This window comes from Streptomyces olivochromogenes, from assembly GCF_001514115.1.
GTDB lineage: Bacteria > Actinomycetota > Actinomycetes > Streptomycetales > Streptomycetaceae > Streptomyces > Streptomyces olivochromogenes.
In genome coordinates, this window is record NZ_KQ948471.1 from 13,434 (window position 1) to 29,484 (window position 16,051).

Annotated in this window: 14 protein-coding genes; 10 read left to right on the forward strand and 4 right to left on the reverse strand. The window is 69.9% G+C overall.

Annotated elements, in window-relative coordinates; all coding sequences use genetic code 11:
* Nucleotides 1-216 precede the first annotated feature (216 nt).
* The 7 genes from AQJ27_RS39675 to AQJ27_RS39705 all read left to right on the forward strand — a co-directional run bounded on the left by AQJ27_RS39675 (nucleotide 217) and on the right by AQJ27_RS39705 (nucleotide 7,503).
* A complete protein-coding gene (locus tag AQJ27_RS39675; protein WP_067380085.1) occupies nucleotides 217-669 on the forward strand; it encodes a MarR family winged helix-turn-helix transcriptional regulator in 453 nt (150 codons plus the stop codon).
* Between the two features lie 377 nt (nucleotides 670-1,046).
* A complete protein-coding gene (locus tag AQJ27_RS39680) occupies nucleotides 1,047-1,790 on the forward strand; it encodes an SDR family NAD(P)-dependent oxidoreductase (RefSeq protein WP_235613992.1) in 744 nt (247 codons plus the stop codon).
* A gap of 802 nt (nucleotides 1,791-2,592) precedes the next feature.
* Nucleotides 2,593-3,255 (forward strand): hydrolase, encoded by a 663-nt coding sequence (locus AQJ27_RS39685; RefSeq protein WP_067380456.1) that lies wholly within the window; start codon nucleotides 2,593-2,595, stop codon nucleotides 3,253-3,255.
* A 451-nt stretch (nucleotides 3,256-3,706) separates the two neighbouring features.
* Nucleotides 3,707-4,393, forward strand: coding sequence for a YoaK family protein (locus AQJ27_RS39690; protein WP_067380088.1), 687 nt, complete (start codon nucleotides 3,707-3,709; stop codon nucleotides 4,391-4,393).
* A gap of 99 nt (nucleotides 4,394-4,492) precedes the next feature.
* A complete protein-coding gene (locus tag AQJ27_RS39695; protein ID WP_067380091.1) occupies nucleotides 4,493-6,382 on the forward strand; it encodes an amidohydrolase in 1,890 nt (629 codons plus the stop codon).
* Nucleotides 6,383-6,435: 53 nt separating this feature from the next.
* Nucleotides 6,436-6,930 (forward strand): DoxX family protein, encoded by a 495-nt coding sequence (locus AQJ27_RS39700; RefSeq protein WP_067380095.1) that lies wholly within the window; start codon nucleotides 6,436-6,438, stop codon nucleotides 6,928-6,930.
* A 42-nt stretch (nucleotides 6,931-6,972) separates the two neighbouring features.
* Nucleotides 6,973-7,503 (forward strand): MarR family winged helix-turn-helix transcriptional regulator, encoded by a 531-nt coding sequence (locus AQJ27_RS39705; protein WP_201264515.1) that lies wholly within the window; start codon nucleotides 6,973-6,975, stop codon nucleotides 7,501-7,503.
* Between the two features lie 76 nt (nucleotides 7,504-7,579).
* Here the strand turns inward: AQJ27_RS39705 and AQJ27_RS39710 are convergent, their stop codons facing one another.
* The 3 genes from AQJ27_RS39710 to AQJ27_RS39720 all read right to left on the reverse strand — a co-directional run bounded on the left by AQJ27_RS39710 (nucleotide 7,580) and on the right by AQJ27_RS39720 (nucleotide 11,483).
* A complete protein-coding gene (locus AQJ27_RS39710) occupies nucleotides 7,580-8,059 on the reverse strand; it encodes a MarR family winged helix-turn-helix transcriptional regulator (RefSeq protein ID WP_235613991.1) in 480 nt (159 codons plus the stop codon).
* A gap of 869 nt (nucleotides 8,060-8,928) precedes the next feature.
* Complete coding sequence (locus AQJ27_RS39715; protein ID WP_067380098.1) at nucleotides 8,929-10,458, reverse strand: GMC family oxidoreductase; 1,530 nt, start codon at nucleotides 10,456-10,458, stop codon at nucleotides 8,929-8,931.
* A gap of 146 nt (nucleotides 10,459-10,604) precedes the next feature.
* A complete protein-coding gene (locus AQJ27_RS39720; RefSeq protein ID WP_067380101.1) occupies nucleotides 10,605-11,483 on the reverse strand; it encodes an LLM class F420-dependent oxidoreductase in 879 nt (292 codons plus the stop codon).
* Nucleotides 11,484-12,058: 575 nt separating this feature from the next.
* Between AQJ27_RS39720 and mdlC the strand changes: the two genes are divergently transcribed.
* Entirely contained in the window at nucleotides 12,059-13,669 is a 1,611-nt protein-coding gene (gene mdlC / locus AQJ27_RS39725) for a benzoylformate decarboxylase (protein ID WP_067380104.1), read from the forward strand.
* 38 nt (nucleotides 13,670-13,707) lie between these two features.
* A complete protein-coding gene (locus AQJ27_RS39730) occupies nucleotides 13,708-14,469 on the forward strand; it encodes an SDR family oxidoreductase (RefSeq protein WP_067380107.1) in 762 nt (253 codons plus the stop codon).
* Nucleotides 14,470-14,570: 101 nt separating this feature from the next.
* Here the strand turns inward: AQJ27_RS39730 and AQJ27_RS39735 are convergent, their stop codons facing one another.
* Complete coding sequence (locus AQJ27_RS39735; protein WP_067380111.1) at nucleotides 14,571-15,134, reverse strand: TetR/AcrR family transcriptional regulator; 564 nt, start codon at nucleotides 15,132-15,134, stop codon at nucleotides 14,571-14,573.
* A gap of 95 nt (nucleotides 15,135-15,229) precedes the next feature.
* On the opposite strand from AQJ27_RS39735, the gene AQJ27_RS39740 reads away from it, so the two are divergent.
* Entirely contained in the window at nucleotides 15,230-16,039 is an 810-nt protein-coding gene (locus AQJ27_RS39740) for an SDR family NAD(P)-dependent oxidoreductase (protein ID WP_067380114.1), read from the forward strand.
* Nucleotides 16,040-16,051: the final 12 nt, after the last annotated feature.

The window sequence follows — 16,051 nt, forward strand, 5'->3', positions numbered from 1 at the left end:
GTCAAGCAAGTAAACTGGGGCTTGTCGGACCGGTGCCTGCAGGCGTGCCATGGGCCGACTGGATCCCGCGACCGCCAGCCCGTTCGCCGCGCAGGCACAGGTGCAGGCGTGGGTGCGGTCGGTCACCGGCCGGCCCTGCCGGCGCCGCAGGCTGCGCGGGAACCCGGGGTCCGATCACTGCTTGAGCTTGCTTGCTTGAGCATGTAAGCTGCACGGATGAATGACGCTGATCCGCTGGCCGCCGAAGAAGAACGATTCTGGCGTGCCCTGATGCGCGTCATCATCGCGCTCCCGCGCTCGCTGGACGACGATCTGCTGCGGGCCACGGGACTGACGCTCACCGAGTACGTCGTCCTCATGAGCCTCTCCGAAGCGGAGAACCAGGAGCTGCGGATGACGGATCTCGCCGCGGCCAGCGCCCTGTCGGCAAGCCGGATCACCCGGATCGTGGACACGCTCCAGGCCCGGGGTCAGGTGACCAAGCGGCGCCATGAAGGCGACGGGCGGGGCAATGTGGCCTCTTTGACCCCGGAGGGGCTGAAGCGTCTTCAGGCCGCCTACCCCGTTCATCTGGCGAGTGCCCGTAAGCGGGTCGTCGACCAGCTCGACGGACGCTCCCTGCCCGCTCTGGTGAGGCAGTTCGAGGCCGTTGTGAAGAAGCTCGACTGAACCAGGCCTCGGACGCCCGCGTCCTGGTCCGGTCGGCCATCGGCCATCGGTCATCGGTCATCGGCCAGGCCGTCGGTCCGCGCTCGGCGAAGAGCCGCCTGCCGTCCTGCTCGATGAATTCGCCGGGATGACGGATCGAGGCGGTCATCAGCGTCTGCTGCCGTCGAGGCGCGGCTCAGGGACGTGTCCGTGACGCGGGAGGACCTGGTGCTGGGTTCCTCGAACGGTGTGCACATACCGGCGCCCTGGTAAGCGAGTTGGCGGTGTGGGCCTGCCCCGGATCCAGGGGTTGGCACGGTGCGTACCTGGTTCATCACCGGCGCATCGCGTGGCCTCGGCGTGGAGACGCGAAGGCGGCGCTTGCGTGCGGTCACGGGGTGGTTGCGGCCGCCCACGACGAACGGCAGGTCCGCGAAGCGTTCCCCGATGCCGGCGACGCGCTGCTCCCGGTTCGGCTGGACGGGACGGATGCCGCGCAGATCGGCACCGCGGCCGTCGAGCACTTCGGCGGCATCGATGTACTGGTGGACAACGCCGGCCGCGGCCTGCTCGGCGCGGTCGAGGAGGGCGCCGACTCAGAGGTGCACTCGCTCTGCGAGGTGAACGTCTTCGGCCTGCTCGCCGTCACGCGCGCCGTGCTGCTGGTGATGCGCGCGGCGGACTCCGGCATCGTCGTGAACGTCTCGGCGATCGCCGGCTTTCAGAGCGTTCGAGGATGGGGCCTGTACGCCTCGACGAAGTTCGCGGTTGAGGGCTTCACCGAGGCACTGCGCGAGGAACTGGCCCCGCTCGGCATCACCGCCGGCGTGGTGGAGCCCGGCTACTTCCGTACCGGCTTCCTCGGCAGCCCGAGCCTGCACGTCTCCGAGCGCATCGCTGACTACGAGGAGACCGCCGCCGGGCAGATGCGGACGATCGTGCCCGGCTTCAACCACCAGCAGCCCGGTGACCTGGTGAAGGGCGCCGCAGTCGTCGTCGACGCCATCGACGGCGGCGCCTTCCCGGTGCGACTCTTCCTCGGACCCGACACGATCAACGTCGTGACGGAGAAGATCGGCCAGGTCCGCACCGAGCTTGCCCGCCAGCACGACGTCGCCGTCTCCACGGACCGCGCCAACTGAGTGAGCGCGCCAGGAGCTTCGTGAGCAAGATCTTCTTGATCACCGGCGTCGGCAGGCCCGAGGGCGAAGGCCGGGGAGGCGTGCCGACCTGCATCGGCCCCATGCCGCAGTGGCGCCCTCCGGCGTGGGGCTCATATAAGCCGTAACCCAACCCAACCCAACCAGATCCACCCGTTGCCGGACGGGCTACGTGCAACGGGTAAGTGCGGTGCGTGCCGGGGACCCGTTGGGAGCCTCTCCGGTATCCCGGCCGGCAACTGTCCGCACCCGCCGGGCGCCTGACGGCGTGTCCGCAGGTCGCCACGCCGCCTTTCCGGGCGTGGTCGGGAGCCTGTGTCTCCCCGGTCCGGGTGGCCGAGCGCACCGAGTACGGCCGGCTGTCGTACGTGCGCACGCGGGGGACATGGCGAGGGCATCGGGTATGTGGGGCGTTGGCGTCCGGGATGGCGGGCCGGACCGGTCGGGGTTGGCGGATTGCTGGAGTGCGCCGAGAGCAAGTGCTTCGCCGTGGACTCATGAGTCCACAGGCGCGGAGTGACGCCCCGCATGTGACGCACCTCCTATCTAGTTCACAATTCAACTTCTTGCACGGAAGCATCTCTCGTGGAAGATTGATTGGTGTGAGCGTCCTACCCGGGGACGGGCCACCCGCCCCGGCGTGACACCCAAGGAGGCCGCGATGTCGGCATCCAAGAACCGACTGCAGGGACTGTTCGCACGGGTCGGCCGCCTCTTCGGCGGACCCGCCGGCAGACACGCCAGGCGTGTGTCCCTGCCTGTGACAGAAGAAAAGGAACCCATCATGTTCAACATCGCCAACGTCAAGGCCGCTCCCAGCCCGGACCTGCTGACTCCCGACAACTCCGTGATGCTGTTCGTCGACCACCAGCCGCAGATGTTCTTCGGTACCGGCAGTGGCGACCGCGGCGCGATCATCAACGCCACCGTGGGCCTGGCCAAGGCCGCCAAGGCCTTCAATGTCCCCGCCGTGCTGACCACGGTTGCCGCCGAGTCGTTCTCCGGCCCGCTGCTGCCGCAGCTCGCCGAGGTCTTCCCCGGCCAGGAGATCGTCGACCGCACCACCATGAACGCGTGGGAGGACAGCGCGCTCGTCGAGGCCGTCAGGGCCACCGGCCGCAGGAAGATCATCCTGTCGGGCCTGTGGACCGAGGTGTGCCTGGTTCTCCCGGCGCTGTCCGCGCTCGGACAGGGCTACGAGGTGTATGTGGTGGCCGACGCCTCCGGCGGCATCAGCCCGCAGGCGCACGAGCACGCCCTCCAGCGCATGGTCAGTGCCGGTGCTGTGCCGGTGACCTGGATCCAGGTGCTGCTCGAGCTGCAGCGCGACTGGGCCCGCGGCGAGACCTACGGCGCTGTCATGGAGATCGTCAAGGAGCACGGCGGCGCCTACGGTCTCGGCGTCGTCTACGCCCAGTCCGTCATCGGCGCCCACGCCGCGGGCTGACCGCCGTCTGGGCCGCCGGCCCGAGGGCGCCCCGCCCCGGGCCGGCGGCGGCCCGGGGCCCAGGACCTCGATGTGCACGATGTTCGGCGGTTTCGGCGGCGCGGACGTCATCTCGGGCCGCAGGGCAAACGCCACCCACCGCGGGCAGGCGCCGAACTGCACGCGAGTGACGGCCTGTTGGGCGGCCCCGGGAGGTGCCGCCGCGTGCAGGACCGAGCACGGTGGCCGTGTCGCCGGCCGCTGGCCGGTGGTCGTGGGTGCTGGGGCGGCGCCTCGTCCGTGCGGCCGTCGGCCAGGTGGCCGAGGACGCCGGCCGAGATCCTCGACCAGATCCTGGACACGGCCCAGGAGCCGGCCCATGCCTGCGGCGAGCGTCCAGCCGGCACGGCGGACGAGGTCTCCAGTCAGAGCAACCCAGACCGAACACGGGTCGTGGCCCAAGGAAACGACAGTGACTATCAACCATCCGCCGGCCCAGCGTGCGCCGGGCGGCCGTGAGCCGCTGCTGCCGGCCCTCATGACAGCGACGGCCGTGAGCGGCCTCATCGACGCGATCAGCTACCTGGGCCTGGGACATGTCTTCACCGCGAACATGACCGGCAATGTGGTCATCATCGGCTTCGCCGCCGCCGGCGTACCCGGCTTCTCGGTGCTCGGCTCGCTGGTGTCGCTGGCCGCCTTCCTGGTCGGAGCGGTGGCCGCCGGCCGTCTGGAAACCGTGATGCGCCACCGCACTTCGTCGCGCTGGCTGCGCTTGACCCTGGTGCTTGAAATGGTCTTGCTGGCCACGGCGACAGCCGTCGCCTTCGCCGCGAGCCATGCGGTCTATGCGCTCATCGCCCTGACCGCACTGGCCATGGGCCTGCGCAACGGGACGGTGCGCAAACTCGCCGTCCCGGATGTGACCACGACGGTGCTGACGCTCACTCTGACCGGACTGGCGTCCGACTCGACTCCGGCAGGCGGTACCAACCCGCGTGCCGGCCGCCGACTGGTCTCCGTGCTGGCGATGCTGACAGGCGCATTCGGGGGAGCCCTGCTCGTGCAGTACACGGGGCTTGGCTGGCCTTTGCTGGCTGGCACGTTCGGTACCGCTGCTGCCGCCCTGGCCGTGCCCCGCAGCGCATCCCCCAGCTGACGCAGCCCGCGGTCACTCCCCTCCCCACTGCGGCCCCCAACAGCTGCTTCACCCCTCACACGGCTTCTCAGAACTCCCTGCTCACTGGAGATGATTTCCATGGCCACTATGCCTGTGGCTGGCCTCCCGTCTGTCCACGACGATCACGTCGCCGACATCGTGGTCCGCAACGCCAAGATCTACACCGGCGACCCGGTGCGCCCGCAGGCCAGCGCGGTCGCCATCAAGGACGGCAAGGTCACCGTGGTCGGTGACGACAAGGACGTCGCCCCCCTGGTCAGCGCCCGGACCCGAGTGGTCGACGCGCTGGGCCGCCGGGTCATCCCCGGCCTCAACGACTCCCACGTGCACGTGATCCGGGGCGGCTTGAACTACGTCCTGGAACTGCGCTGGGACGGTGTGCCCACGCTGCGTCAGGCGCTGGCGATGCTGCGCGAGCAGGCCGCCCGAACCCCCAAGGGGCAGTGGGTCAGGGTGGTCGGCGGATGGTCGGCGGACCAGTTCGCCGAGAAGCGCCTGCCGACCCTCGCCGAACTGAACGCGGCCGCGCCGGACACACCGGTGTTCGTACTGCACCTCTACCAGTCCGCCCTGATGAACCGAGCGGCACTGAAAGCGGCCGGCTACACCAAGAGCACCCCTGACCCCAGGGGCGGTCAGCTCGTGCGCGGCCGGGACGGGGAGCCGACCGGCATGCTCCTGGCCGCACCCAGCGCGCTCATCCTCTACTCCACCCTCGCCGCGGCACCGACCCTGCAGGGCGAGGACCTGAAGACCTCCACCCGGCACTTCTTCCGCGAGCTGAACCGGTTCGGCCTCACCTCGGCCATCGACGCGGCCGGTGGCTTCCAGAACTTCCCCGACAACTACGGCACCGTCATCGACCTTGCCAAGGCCGGCCAGCTGTCGCTGCGCATCGCCTACCACCTCTTCCCGCAGACCCCGGGACAGGAGATCGACGACCTCAAGCGCTGGATCGGCATGATCCGGCCCGGAGACGGCGACGAATGGCTCCGGCTCAACGGCGCCGGAGAGAACCTGACCTGGTCGGCGGCCGACTTCGAGAACTTCACCGAGCCCCGGCCCGAACTGGCCGCGGACTACGAGGGAAGCTTCGAGCAGGCCGTGCGGCTGCTGATGGAGAACGGCTGGGGCTTCCGCTTGCACGCCACCTACGACGAGACGATCCGCCGCGACCTCGCCGTCTTCGAGAAGCTCGCCGCCGAGGGCCTCTTCCCCGCCGGGAACCGCTGGCTGTTCGACCATGCGGAGACCGTCTCGGGCGACAGCCTGGACCGCATCGCCAGGCTCGGTGGCGCCATGTCGATCCAGAACCGGATGTCCTTCCAGGGCGAGGCATTCGTACGCCGCTACGGCGCCGGAGCCGCCGCAGACGCACCGCCGGTACGCGCCATGCTGGAGCGCGGTCTGACCGTCGGCGCCGGCACGGACGCCACCCGGGTGTCCTCCTACAACCCCTGGGTCGCACTGCACTGGCTGGTCTCCGGCCGGACCATCGGCGATCTGACGATCTACCCGCCGGAAAACCGTGTCAGCCGGGAGACCGCACTGACCATGTACACCCAGGCCGGCGCCCAGCTCACCGGAGAACAGGACGTCAAGGGCATCCTCAGGCCCGGGTTCTACGGCGACCTCGCCGTCCTGTCCGACGACTTCTTCGCCGTCCCCGAGCAGGACATCCCGCACATCGAGTCCCTCCTCACCGTCACCGGCGGCCGCATCGTCTACGCCACCGCCGAGTACGAGGGCCTGGACGAGGCGATGCCGGCGATCAGCCCGGCATGGAGCCCGGTCGCCCACTACGGGGGCTACCAGGCCACCGTCAAGCCCAGCATCTCGGGCGCGCGACAGGCCGAACTGCTCGGCCAGGCCGTCGCCGAGTCCGAGCAGCACCGGCAGTGGCGCGCCCAGCGCGGCTTCATCCCGGAGGCTCGGACGGAGATCTTCGACACCTGCTTCGTGCTGTAACGCACGGAAACTCACCACTACCGCACCACCTACCCACGCATGAGGAAAGTGTCATGAACACCGGATTGCTCATCCTGAGGCTGGTCCTCGGCCTGCTCTTCGTCGGGCATGGGATCCAGAAGGTCAGCCACCGCCTCGGAGGCCATGGCATCGAGGGTGGAGCGGCAGAGTTCCGAGCAGACGGATTCTGCGGCGGCCGGCTCACTGCGGCCGCCGCGGGAGGCGGACAGATAGCCGCGGGGCTGCTGCTGTGTGCAGGAGCGCTCACCCCCTTGGCGGCCACCATCGCAGGGGGAGTCATGACGGTCGCGGTCACGGTCAAGTGGCGCAACGGCCTCTGGGTGCAGAACAACGGCTACGAGTACCCGCTCATCCTGATGCTCCTGCCGGCCGTGCTCACGCTCACCGGACCCGGCCGCTGGTCGGTCGACCAGGCCATAGGCCTGCTTCCCTGGGCCCGATGGTGGGCAGCCGCGGCAGTCGGCCTCGGCGTTTCCAGTGGGCTGATGACCCGCGCCCTTCTCGCACAGCCGGTCCCTCACCACTGAAGCGATCAGGAACATTCGCGCCACCCGCACGTTAAGACTGTTGTGGAGCGCGAAACGAGGGGTCGGCAGGGCGAGGAACCACCGCCCCCCGCCGACAGCGGCGACGACCGAGGTATCGAGCAGGACATTGATCGTGAACTGCTCGACTGGTGGATGCTGGTGATGCAGGGCTTTCACGCCACACATGGCTCCCTCGCGAGCGAGCTGACCGATCGCTTCAACCTCGGCCCAGGCGCGGCCGAGGTCCTGGTGCGCTTGCTCAGTGCCCCCAAGTACCGGATGCCGATGACACGCCTGGCACACGAGACACGTAAGTCCAGCGGCGGGTTCACCAAGCTCGGCGACCGGCTCTGCAACGCCGGTTTGACCCGGCGTGTGACCTGCCAGGATGACCGACGCCTCATCTACCTCGAACTGACCGACCAGGGTAAGGACATGGCCCGGGCCATCTCCCAGCTGCTGACGCAGATCATGCGCGCCCGAGTCCTCACCCCCCTCGGACGCGACGGGTTCGCCAAGCTCGCCGATGTCATGCGTGAACTGCGTGACGCCAACGACGATCTCGGGAAGTAACGGCGCGTTTGATGCATCACACGGTCCGCCCAGCAGGGCTCGCTGATCGGGGCATGGAGGGTCCGCCCCCTCCTTCTCAGAAGGTGCTGCCGCCTTCATCCTGTTGGTCGATCGACTCGATAAGGGCCTCGCTGATCTCGCGCAGCTGCTCCACCTGGGCAAGGGTGAGGCGATCGAGGAAGTGAGAGCGCACGCATGCAAGCTGGAGGGGAGCTGCTGCCTGCACAGCATCTCTTCCCGTGCCGGTCAGCCTGGCGAGGACGATACGACGGCCGACAGGATCCGGTACGCGCTCTACCCAACCGTGCTCCCGTGCGCGGTCCACCAGATGGGAGAGTCTGCTTGTCGATATCCCCATCCGACGAGCCAACTCGGTCAGGCACAGTTGCCCCTCAGGAGCTTCCGACAGCCAAGAAAGCATCTCGTAGTGGATCTGCCACATGCCGGTCTTGCGTCGGAACTCCTGCCCGACGTGCTCAGTGAGCCAGCGTGCCGCACTGCTGAAGACGCGCACAGGCTGTTGCGCGTCAAGGGCGGCCGATTCGGTTATCTCCACACGGGCTCCCTGGAATTGGCGATGCCGCACCGCTGTGTGTCACAGGCCGCCCCGGCAACGTGGGTTATTCGCGCAGCGGATGCGCTGATCGCGCTGGAGTCCGGCCGCACATCACGCCCTTAGGCGGGTGGTCCCAGCCGTCTCGGTCCCGCAGTCGGTGACACTCAAAGTGTAATTGAATTTTGCACGATATGAGAGCGGTGTGCGCCACGTTCGCGTTCCACGCACGGCTGTCGACACACCTTCCGTCCTTGGCGGTCTGAGCGGATGCGACCCCACCCGACGCGAAGCCGGTTGCCCCGGACCGCAGCGGGCGTACCTCGCGAGGGGAGCCGCGATCCCGCGTCGCCGAGGCGCCGACCGACTGCGGGCTGCTCAATCTGCCCGTCCAGTTGCGGATCCGTGAGTGGGAAGTCCCGTTCGGCAGGGACGGTCGTTGCATGGTGATGTATGGCAACACGGCAGAGCGGGCCTGGGGCCGGCCTGCCGTGCTGGCAACAACCGCGCGATGCAAGGGGAGCAGGAACGCAACGACGAACAGGCCGATCGGATCGAGGACGACTAGTGCCGGGTTCCTCTTTCGCTGGGGCGGTCTGCGACCAGTCGACGGCCAGGCCTTCACGGTGACCGCATCCTCCCGCAACGGCGTCTTCTGCCGGCAGTTCCTGCAACAGATTATGTGTAGCCCGTTTGAGGAACCCAGCACTAGGCGACACGGTCGCCGCCCGCGCGCCCGCGCGGTGGAGCCGACGCGGACCGCACCGGCGCCGGGCGGTCCGCGTCGCGCTCCCCGGCGCCGGGGATTCCCCACGCTCCGTCAGGCCCGGTACACGCGACATCCCGTCAGGCCCGGTACGCGCGACGCCCCGTCAGACCCGGTACACGCGGCGGGCGATGTGCTCCGCGATCATGATGGTGGTCGCGTTGGTCACGGTGGAGGGGACCTCCGGCATGATGGAGGCGTCCACGACGCGCAGCCGCTCGACCCCCTTGACCGCGCCCGACTCGTCGACCACGGCCCATTCGTCCTCGGGCCCTCCCATGGGCACGGTCGAGGTGGGGTGACCGTAGGTGGAGATCCCGGCCTCGATCGTGTCCAGCAGTTCCCCGTCGTCCCGGACCGCGTCGCCGGGAACGAGTTCGCCGGCCAGTACCCGTGCGAACCGCGGCGTGCCCACGAGGCTGCGCACGAGTTTCACGCCCTCCAGCATGCGGCGGCGGTCCCTGGCGGTCGCGAGGTAGTTGTCGTCGATGACCGGAGCGGCGTAGGGGTCCCGGCCGGCCAGGCGGAGGGAGCCTCGTGACTCCGGCCGGGTGACGGCCGTCGCCAGGAGCAGGGCTCCGCCGGTCGGGCTGAAGGAGCCGTCCAGCAGGTGCACGGCCACGATGCCGAGGTCCAGTTCGCCGGCCTGAGCCTCGGTCGAGGCGCACCACAGGCCCGCCGAGAAGGCGTCCGTCATCGTCTGGTGCCCGGGCGCCAGGGCGAACAGCGAGTGGAAGAAGGGATGGTCCTGTAACCGGCGGCCGACCGGCAGGTCGGCGACCACGTCGATGCCCAGTGCCCGCAGGTCCTTCGCCGGTCCGACGCCGGAGCGCAGCAGGATGGCCGGACTGCCGTAGCTGCCGGCGGCGAGTATCACCTCGGCGGCCCGGTACACGGTGCCGGAGGCACTCACCACGCCGCGCGCCGCGCCGTCCTTGATGAGTACGGTGTCGGCGGTGACCTCGCTCAGCACCCGGAGGTTAGGGCGCTGCCGCACCGGTGGCGTCAGATAGGCCAGGGCGGTGTTCTGCCGCACCCCGTCGACGATGTTGACGGGATAGCCGCCGACGCCCTCCTGCTCGGCCCCGTTGAAGTCCTCGACACGCCGGAACCCGCGGTCCGCCGAGCCGTCGACGAACGCCCGCAGAGGCGAGGTGAGTTGCTCGTAGGACCACTGGCGGACGGGGAAGGGGCCCAGGCGCCCGTGGTAGGCGTCGTCGCCGGCCGGTGTGTTCTCCATGTGCCTGAACGTGGGGAGGACGTCCTCGTAGGACCAGCCCTTGATGCCGTAACGGTCCGCCCAGGCGGCGAAGTCCGCGGAACGCGCCCGGATGGCCACCCCCGCGTTGACGGCGGAACTGCCTCCCATGGTCCGGCCGCGCGGAGCGGGGATGCCCGGGGCCCGGTCGGTGCCCCGCGCGGTGTAGCCCCAGTCGTGGTCCGGATCGGCCAGCAGATGCGGGGTCCGCAGCCCGTGGGGGAAGTGCCCCGCGGGGTAGTCCGGGCCTGCCTCGATCAGCAGGACCTCGCGCTGCGGGTCCTCGCTGAGCCGGGCGGCGAGTACGGCGCCCGCGGATCCGCCTCCGACGACGATGGCATCGGCGTCCTTGCCCGGCCGGTCGTTGCTGTCACTCACGGACTTTCCTCCGAGGGCTTGTCAGTGGATGCTCTTTTAATGCTTCTTCAAGCAAATTGATACAGCGGGGGCTGGTCAGGTCCCTGCCACGTGTCGCGGCCGGGGATGCGGTACTCAGTGGTGCGGTACCGCAGAGGTGCGGTATCTCAGAAGTGTGCTGTCTCGGGAACGACGCGTTCTCCGAGCAGCTGGAGGGCCGCCTGCTGGTCGGCTCCCCGTACCGGGCCGATGACGTGGTCGATGCCGATCCGGTGCAGCCGGCGCAGTTCGGCGAGCAGGCCCGGCACGTGCTCGCCCCGCGGCCCGGGGTCGAGGGGGAGGAGGACGGTCTTCTCGATCGTGTCGTAGTCCCGCCCGGCCCGGTCGCAGTGCCCGCGCAGCACGTCGAGCTTGTGCCGGAGGTCCGGTCCGTGGAAGAGGTTGCAGGCGTTGCCGTACTCCGCGACGAGCCGCAGTGTCTTCCGCTCGCCGGACCCGCCGATCAGGACCGGCGGATGGGGGCGCCGTACCGTGCGCGGGGAGTTGAGGGTGCGCTCGAGCCGGTAGTGGCGGCCGTTGAAGGGCCCTTCGTCGTCGCTCCACATCTGCAGGCAGATCCGTAGTGTCTCCTCGAGGCGTTCGAACCGCTCCGCGACGGGCGGGAAGGGCAGGCCCAGTCCGCGCGCCTCGGCGACGTTGAACCCCGCGCCGACGCCGATGCCCAGGGCCGCCCGGCCCTCGGACAGCACGTCGAGCGTGGTGACCATCTTGGCCAGCAGGCCGGGCTCGCGGTAGCCGGCCGAGGTCACCAGGGCGAGAAGCTCCACGCGCTCGGTGCTCGCCGCCAGGTAGCCCAGCGTGGTGTACGCCTCCAGCATCTCCTGTTCGGACGTCCCCACGATCCCGATCTGGAAGAGATGGTCCATGACGGCGATGCGTGTGAACCCGTACTCCTCCGCGGTGCGGGCGAGCCGGCCCACGTGACGGGCGATGCCTGCCGGGCCCCGGGGCTGGGTGAAGTCAGCGATGGCCATGCCGAGGTTCATGCGGGCTCCCGTGTTCCGGACCGACCGACCGAGTATGCCCAGGCATTCATCTGCTTTGTCAAGCAAGGAAATACCGGTGAGTATCGCTCCTATTGGTGCCAGGAAACCAATTTCCTGGCAAATGTGGTGTCCGTCGCCCAATGGCTCCATCCGTGCACGCTCCTAGCGTCGTCCTGACGGAAGCGGTCCGATCCCCGGACCGGAAGGAGAGCGGTACACGGGCGCGGCATGGAGCGGTACATGAACGCGGCGGACGGCTGGGCGGCCGGCCTGTCGCGGGCCCCGGGACGGCGCTCGCCCGCGACATGACCGTGGCCGCGCGGAGCGCCGTCCTTCGGCCGGACCGAGGTCCACTGCGCATCGCCCCCTGGCCGTGGCGGCCGTCGGACGTGCCGTCACCGAACGGACCGCATTTCGCGACGAGGGCGCCGGTGTCGAGCAGGATCGGATCGGCGCTTGGTTCCGGCGTCCCACGACGCGAGGGAAGGCGCCCGGGCCTTCACCGAGAAGCGCGCATCCCACGGGCAGGGCCGTTGACCCGGCGCCCGGCTCCAGCACGAAAGTCGGTGGCAACAATGACCGAGCAATCCACCGTCCACAGCGTGACCTACGACCTGCTGCGGACCCTGAAACTCACCACGGTCTTCGGCAATCCCGGCTCGACCGAGCAGACCTTCCTGCAGGATTTCCCCGAGGACTTCACCTACGTCCTGGCGCTGCAGGAGGCGTCCGTCATCGCGATGGCCGACGCCTTCGCCCAGGTCACGCGCCGCCCGGCACTGGTCAACGTGCACTCCTCGGCCGGGGTGGGAAACGCCGTGGGCAACCTGGTGGCGGCCTACCACGGAAACACGCCGCTGATCATCACCTCGGGACAGCAGCACCGTGAACTCGTGATCGGGGAGCCGTATCTCGGCAACCGCGAGGCCACCACGCTGCCGAAGCCGTGGGTGAAGTGGTCCTACGAGCCGGCCCGCGCCGAAGACGTCCCCGAGGCCTTCATGCGGGCCTACGCGGAGGCGCTGCAGCCGCCGGCGGGACCGGTCTACCTGTCGATTCCCATGGACGACTGGAAGCGGCCGCTGTCCGGGTTCACCCGGGTCCGGACCGTCAGCGACCGGGTCGTCCCCGACGCGCGGCGCCTGCGGCTGTTCGCCGACCGCATCTCCGCAAGCCGCCGTCCCGCGCTGGTCTTCGGGCCGGAGGTGGACCGCGCCGGCGGCTGGGACGCGGCCGTGGCCCTGGCGGAGAAGCTGCGTGCTTCCGTCTACGGCGCCCCGCTGCTGGACCGCGCCTCCTTCCCCGAGGACCACCCCCTCTTCCGCGGCCCGCTCGGCATGTCGGTGAAGACCATCAGCGACCGGCTGGCCGGGCACGACCTGGTGGTCGTGATCGGCGCGGAGGCCTTCCGCTACTACCCCTACGTGCCCGGCGACTACCTCCCCGACGGCACCGAACTCCTGCAGATCACCGGCAATCCGGGGGTGGCCGCGGCGGCGCGGGTGGGCGACAGCCTCCTGGGCGATCCCGCGACGGCGATCGAACTGCTCCTGGACACGGTCGCCGAGGGGTCTGCGCGGACCGCTCCGGAGCCGATGGCGCGGCCCCGTGAGCTGCCGCAGGTGCCGGGCAGCCCGCTCACCCCGCCGGAGGTGTACGCCACCCTGAGCAGGGTCCGGCCGCCGGACGCGGTCATCGTCAACGAATCGACCTCCACGATGGCGCAGCAGGTCGAATGGCTTCCGACGGTCAGGAGCGGATCGTTCTTCGCCACGGCCAGCGGAGGGATCGGCTGGGCCACCCCGGCCGCGGTGGGCGTCGCGCTGGGCGACCGGGACCGGGGCGTCGACCGGCCGGTGGTCGGCCTGATCGGCGACGGTTCCTTCCAGTACTCCGTGCAGGCCATCTGGACGGCGGCCCAGCACGACCTCCCCATCGTGTATGTGGTGATGCGCAACCAGGAGTACTCCATCCTCAAGTCGTTCGCGGTGCTGGAGGAGACGCCGGGCGTTCCGGGACTCGACCTGCCCGGGCTCGACATCGCCTCCGTGGCCCGCGGATTCGGCTGCCGGGCGGTCGACGTGGAGACCACGGGGGACCTGGAGCGGGAGTTCAAGGCGGCCCTGAGCGCCGGCACCACCACCGTCATCGTGGTGCCCACCCAGCCCCAGAAGGCGATGCTGTAGGCCGTGCGGCCGGCACGGCGGGACAGGAGACAGCGGACATGGACCTTGGACTGAAGGACCGGGTGTACATCGTCACCGGTGGCACCCGCGGTCTGGGCAGGGCCGCCGCGCGCGAACTGGTGGCGGACGGGGCGAGGGTGGTCGTCAGCGGCCGCGGCGAGAAGTCGGTGGCCGCCGCCGAGGCGGAACTCGGCGGCCGGGGGCAGGCGGTCGGTGTCGTGGCCGACAACGCCGACCCCGCTGCCCCGGACCGGCTCATCGGCGCGGCACGCGATGCCTTCAAGCGGCTGGACGGGGTGCTCATCAGCGTCGGCGGCCCGCCGCCAGGTACGTCGGACACCATCGACGACGACCAGTGGCGCGCCGCCTTCGAGTCGGTCTTCCTCGGTGCGGTGCGGCTGTCCCGCGCCGTCGCGGCGGAGCTGGACGGGGGAGGGGTCATCGGCTTCGTCCTCTCCAGCTCCGTGTACGAGCCGATTCCCGGCCTCGCGCTCTCCAACGCCTTCCGGCCGGGCCTGGCCGGTTACGCGAAGAGTCTGGCGAACGAGCTGGGCCCCCGGGGCATCCGCGTCGTCGGCCTGGTGCCCGCCCACATCGAGACCGACCGGGTCCGCGAACTCGACGCGCACACCGGGCACGCCGACGCCGCCCGCGCCCGTGCGACCGCAGGCGTCCCCCTGCGCCGCTACGGAACCCCCGAGGAGTTCGGCCGCAGTGCCGCCTTCCTGCTGTCGCCCGCCGCGTCCTACCTCACGGGCGTGATGCTGTCGGTCGACGGGGGTGTGCGCAGGAGCTTCTAGGGCCTGCCCGGCCGGTCATGCCGCCGCCGCGGGGCCCGGCACGCCCTCCTCCAAGCTCTTCGAGCAGGGCGTGCCGCCAGCGGTGTTGCCGTCGGCGGAACCTAGGGGCGCAAGGCGACGCCGACGGCCATGGTGAGCTTGTCGACGAATGCCGGACGGTCGGCGACGCGATGCTTCCAGCCCTCGGCGGCGGCGTGCAGGACCTCGGCGATCTGCCGCGGGGTGACGCCTGCGGTGGGCCGGCCGGAGGTGGCGACGGCCTCGGTGAGCGCGTCGAGGAAGGCGCCCCGGTAGTCGTCGTACATGTTCTGGAGCTGTGCTGTGCCGTGCTCCAGCAGGTCGTCGACGCCCTCGTTGATGTGCGTGCCGACGTAGCGGCCCAGATGGGCGTCGAGCGCGGCCACCAGACGCGCGTTGAGGTCCGCACCGGGCGCGGCCAGCGCCGTGCGGGCGTCGCCCAGGGCCTCGTCCAGCGCCTGCCGCATGGTCTCGCGGAACAGCTCCTCCTTGCCGGAGAAGAGGAAGTACAGGCCGGGGCGGGAGATGTCCGCCGCCTGAGCCACCGCGTCCATCGACGTCTTGCGATAGCCGAACGTGGCGAAAACGGTCAGTGCCGCCGCGAGTACCTGCGCGCGGCGTCGGGTGTCCCCACGGGTCACGGTCATATGCACACCATACCAACTGGGCGTGCTATACATGTTTTGTAGATTCTGTTTAGTAGCGGTGCGGGCGCACAGGCCACGCCGCGAGAGAGGGCATCATGCGCAAGACCGTTCTGATCACAGGTGCTTCGACAGGCATGGGCGAAGCGGCCACCTTCGAGTACGCCGCGCGCGGCTGGAACGTCGTGGCCACCATGCGCGACACGGCCAAGGCCAACCCGGCCTTCGCCGGCCTCGGCAACGTCCTGGTCACACGCCTCGACGTCACCGACGCCGCCGGCATCGAGCAGGCCGTCAAGGAGAGCGTCGACCGCTTCGGCGCCATCGACGCCCTCCTGGGCGCCGCCGGCTACGGGCAGGTCGGCACGGTCGAGGAAGTCAGCCCCGACCAGCTGCGCGACCAGTTCGAGACCAACGTGGTGGGCCTCGTCCAGGTGATCCAGGCCGTACTCCCGCACATGCGGGAACGCGGCCGCGGCCACATCATCAACGTCGGCTCCATGGGCGGCCACGTCAGCCTGCCCACGATGGCCGTGTACTGCGCCTCCAAGAGCGCCGTGCAGAACCTGACCGAGGGACTGGCCAAGGAGGTCGGCCCGCTGGGCATCCGCGTCACCCTGGTCGAGCCGGCGGGCTACGACACCAGCTTCGGGACCAACGCGAAGCTCCCCGCCGCGTCCATCCCCGCCTACGCGCCCGCCTACGCCGGCATGGCCGAATTCGACAAGCAGGCGGTGCGGGGCGACCTCATCAGGTCCATGGCGGCCGTCGCCGACATCACGGGCATCGACGAGCCCCCGCTGCACCTCGCGGTGGCCACCGCCGGCCTGGAGATGGTGCGCGGCCGCTTCGCCGAGCTGATGGACGAGTACACCCGCTGGGAGACGGTCACGGCCGGCACCGACTGACGGCGAGGAGCG

Excerpts from the sequence above, each read along its gene's own strand:
- AQJ27_RS39675 (WP_067380085.1), top strand. The coding sequence starts at position 217 with ATGAATGACGCTGATCCGCTGGCCGCCGAAGAAGAACGATTCTGGCGT.
- AQJ27_RS39685 (WP_067380456.1), top strand. The coding sequence starts at position 2,593 with ATGTTCAACATCGCCAACGTCAAGGCCGCTCCCAGCCCGGACCTGCTG.
- AQJ27_RS39695 (WP_067380091.1), top strand. The coding sequence starts at position 4,493 with ATGGCCACTATGCCTGTGGCTGGCCTCCCGTCTGTCCACGACGATCAC.
- AQJ27_RS39700 (WP_067380095.1), top strand. The coding sequence starts at position 6,436 with ATGAACACCGGATTGCTCATCCTGAGGCTGGTCCTCGGCCTGCTCTTC.
- AQJ27_RS39720 (WP_067380101.1), bottom strand. The coding sequence starts at position 11,483 with ATGAACCTCGGCATGGCCATCGCTGACTTCACCCAGCCCCGGGGCCCG.
- mdlC (WP_067380104.1), top strand. The coding sequence starts at position 12,059 with ATGACCGAGCAATCCACCGTCCACAGCGTGACCTACGACCTGCTGCGG.
- AQJ27_RS39730 (WP_067380107.1), top strand. The coding sequence starts at position 13,708 with ATGGACCTTGGACTGAAGGACCGGGTGTACATCGTCACCGGTGGCACC.
- AQJ27_RS39735 (WP_067380111.1), bottom strand. The coding sequence starts at position 15,134 with ATGACCGTGACCCGTGGGGACACCCGACGCCGCGCGCAGGTACTCGCG.
- AQJ27_RS39740 (WP_067380114.1), top strand. The coding sequence starts at position 15,230 with ATGCGCAAGACCGTTCTGATCACAGGTGCTTCGACAGGCATGGGCGAA.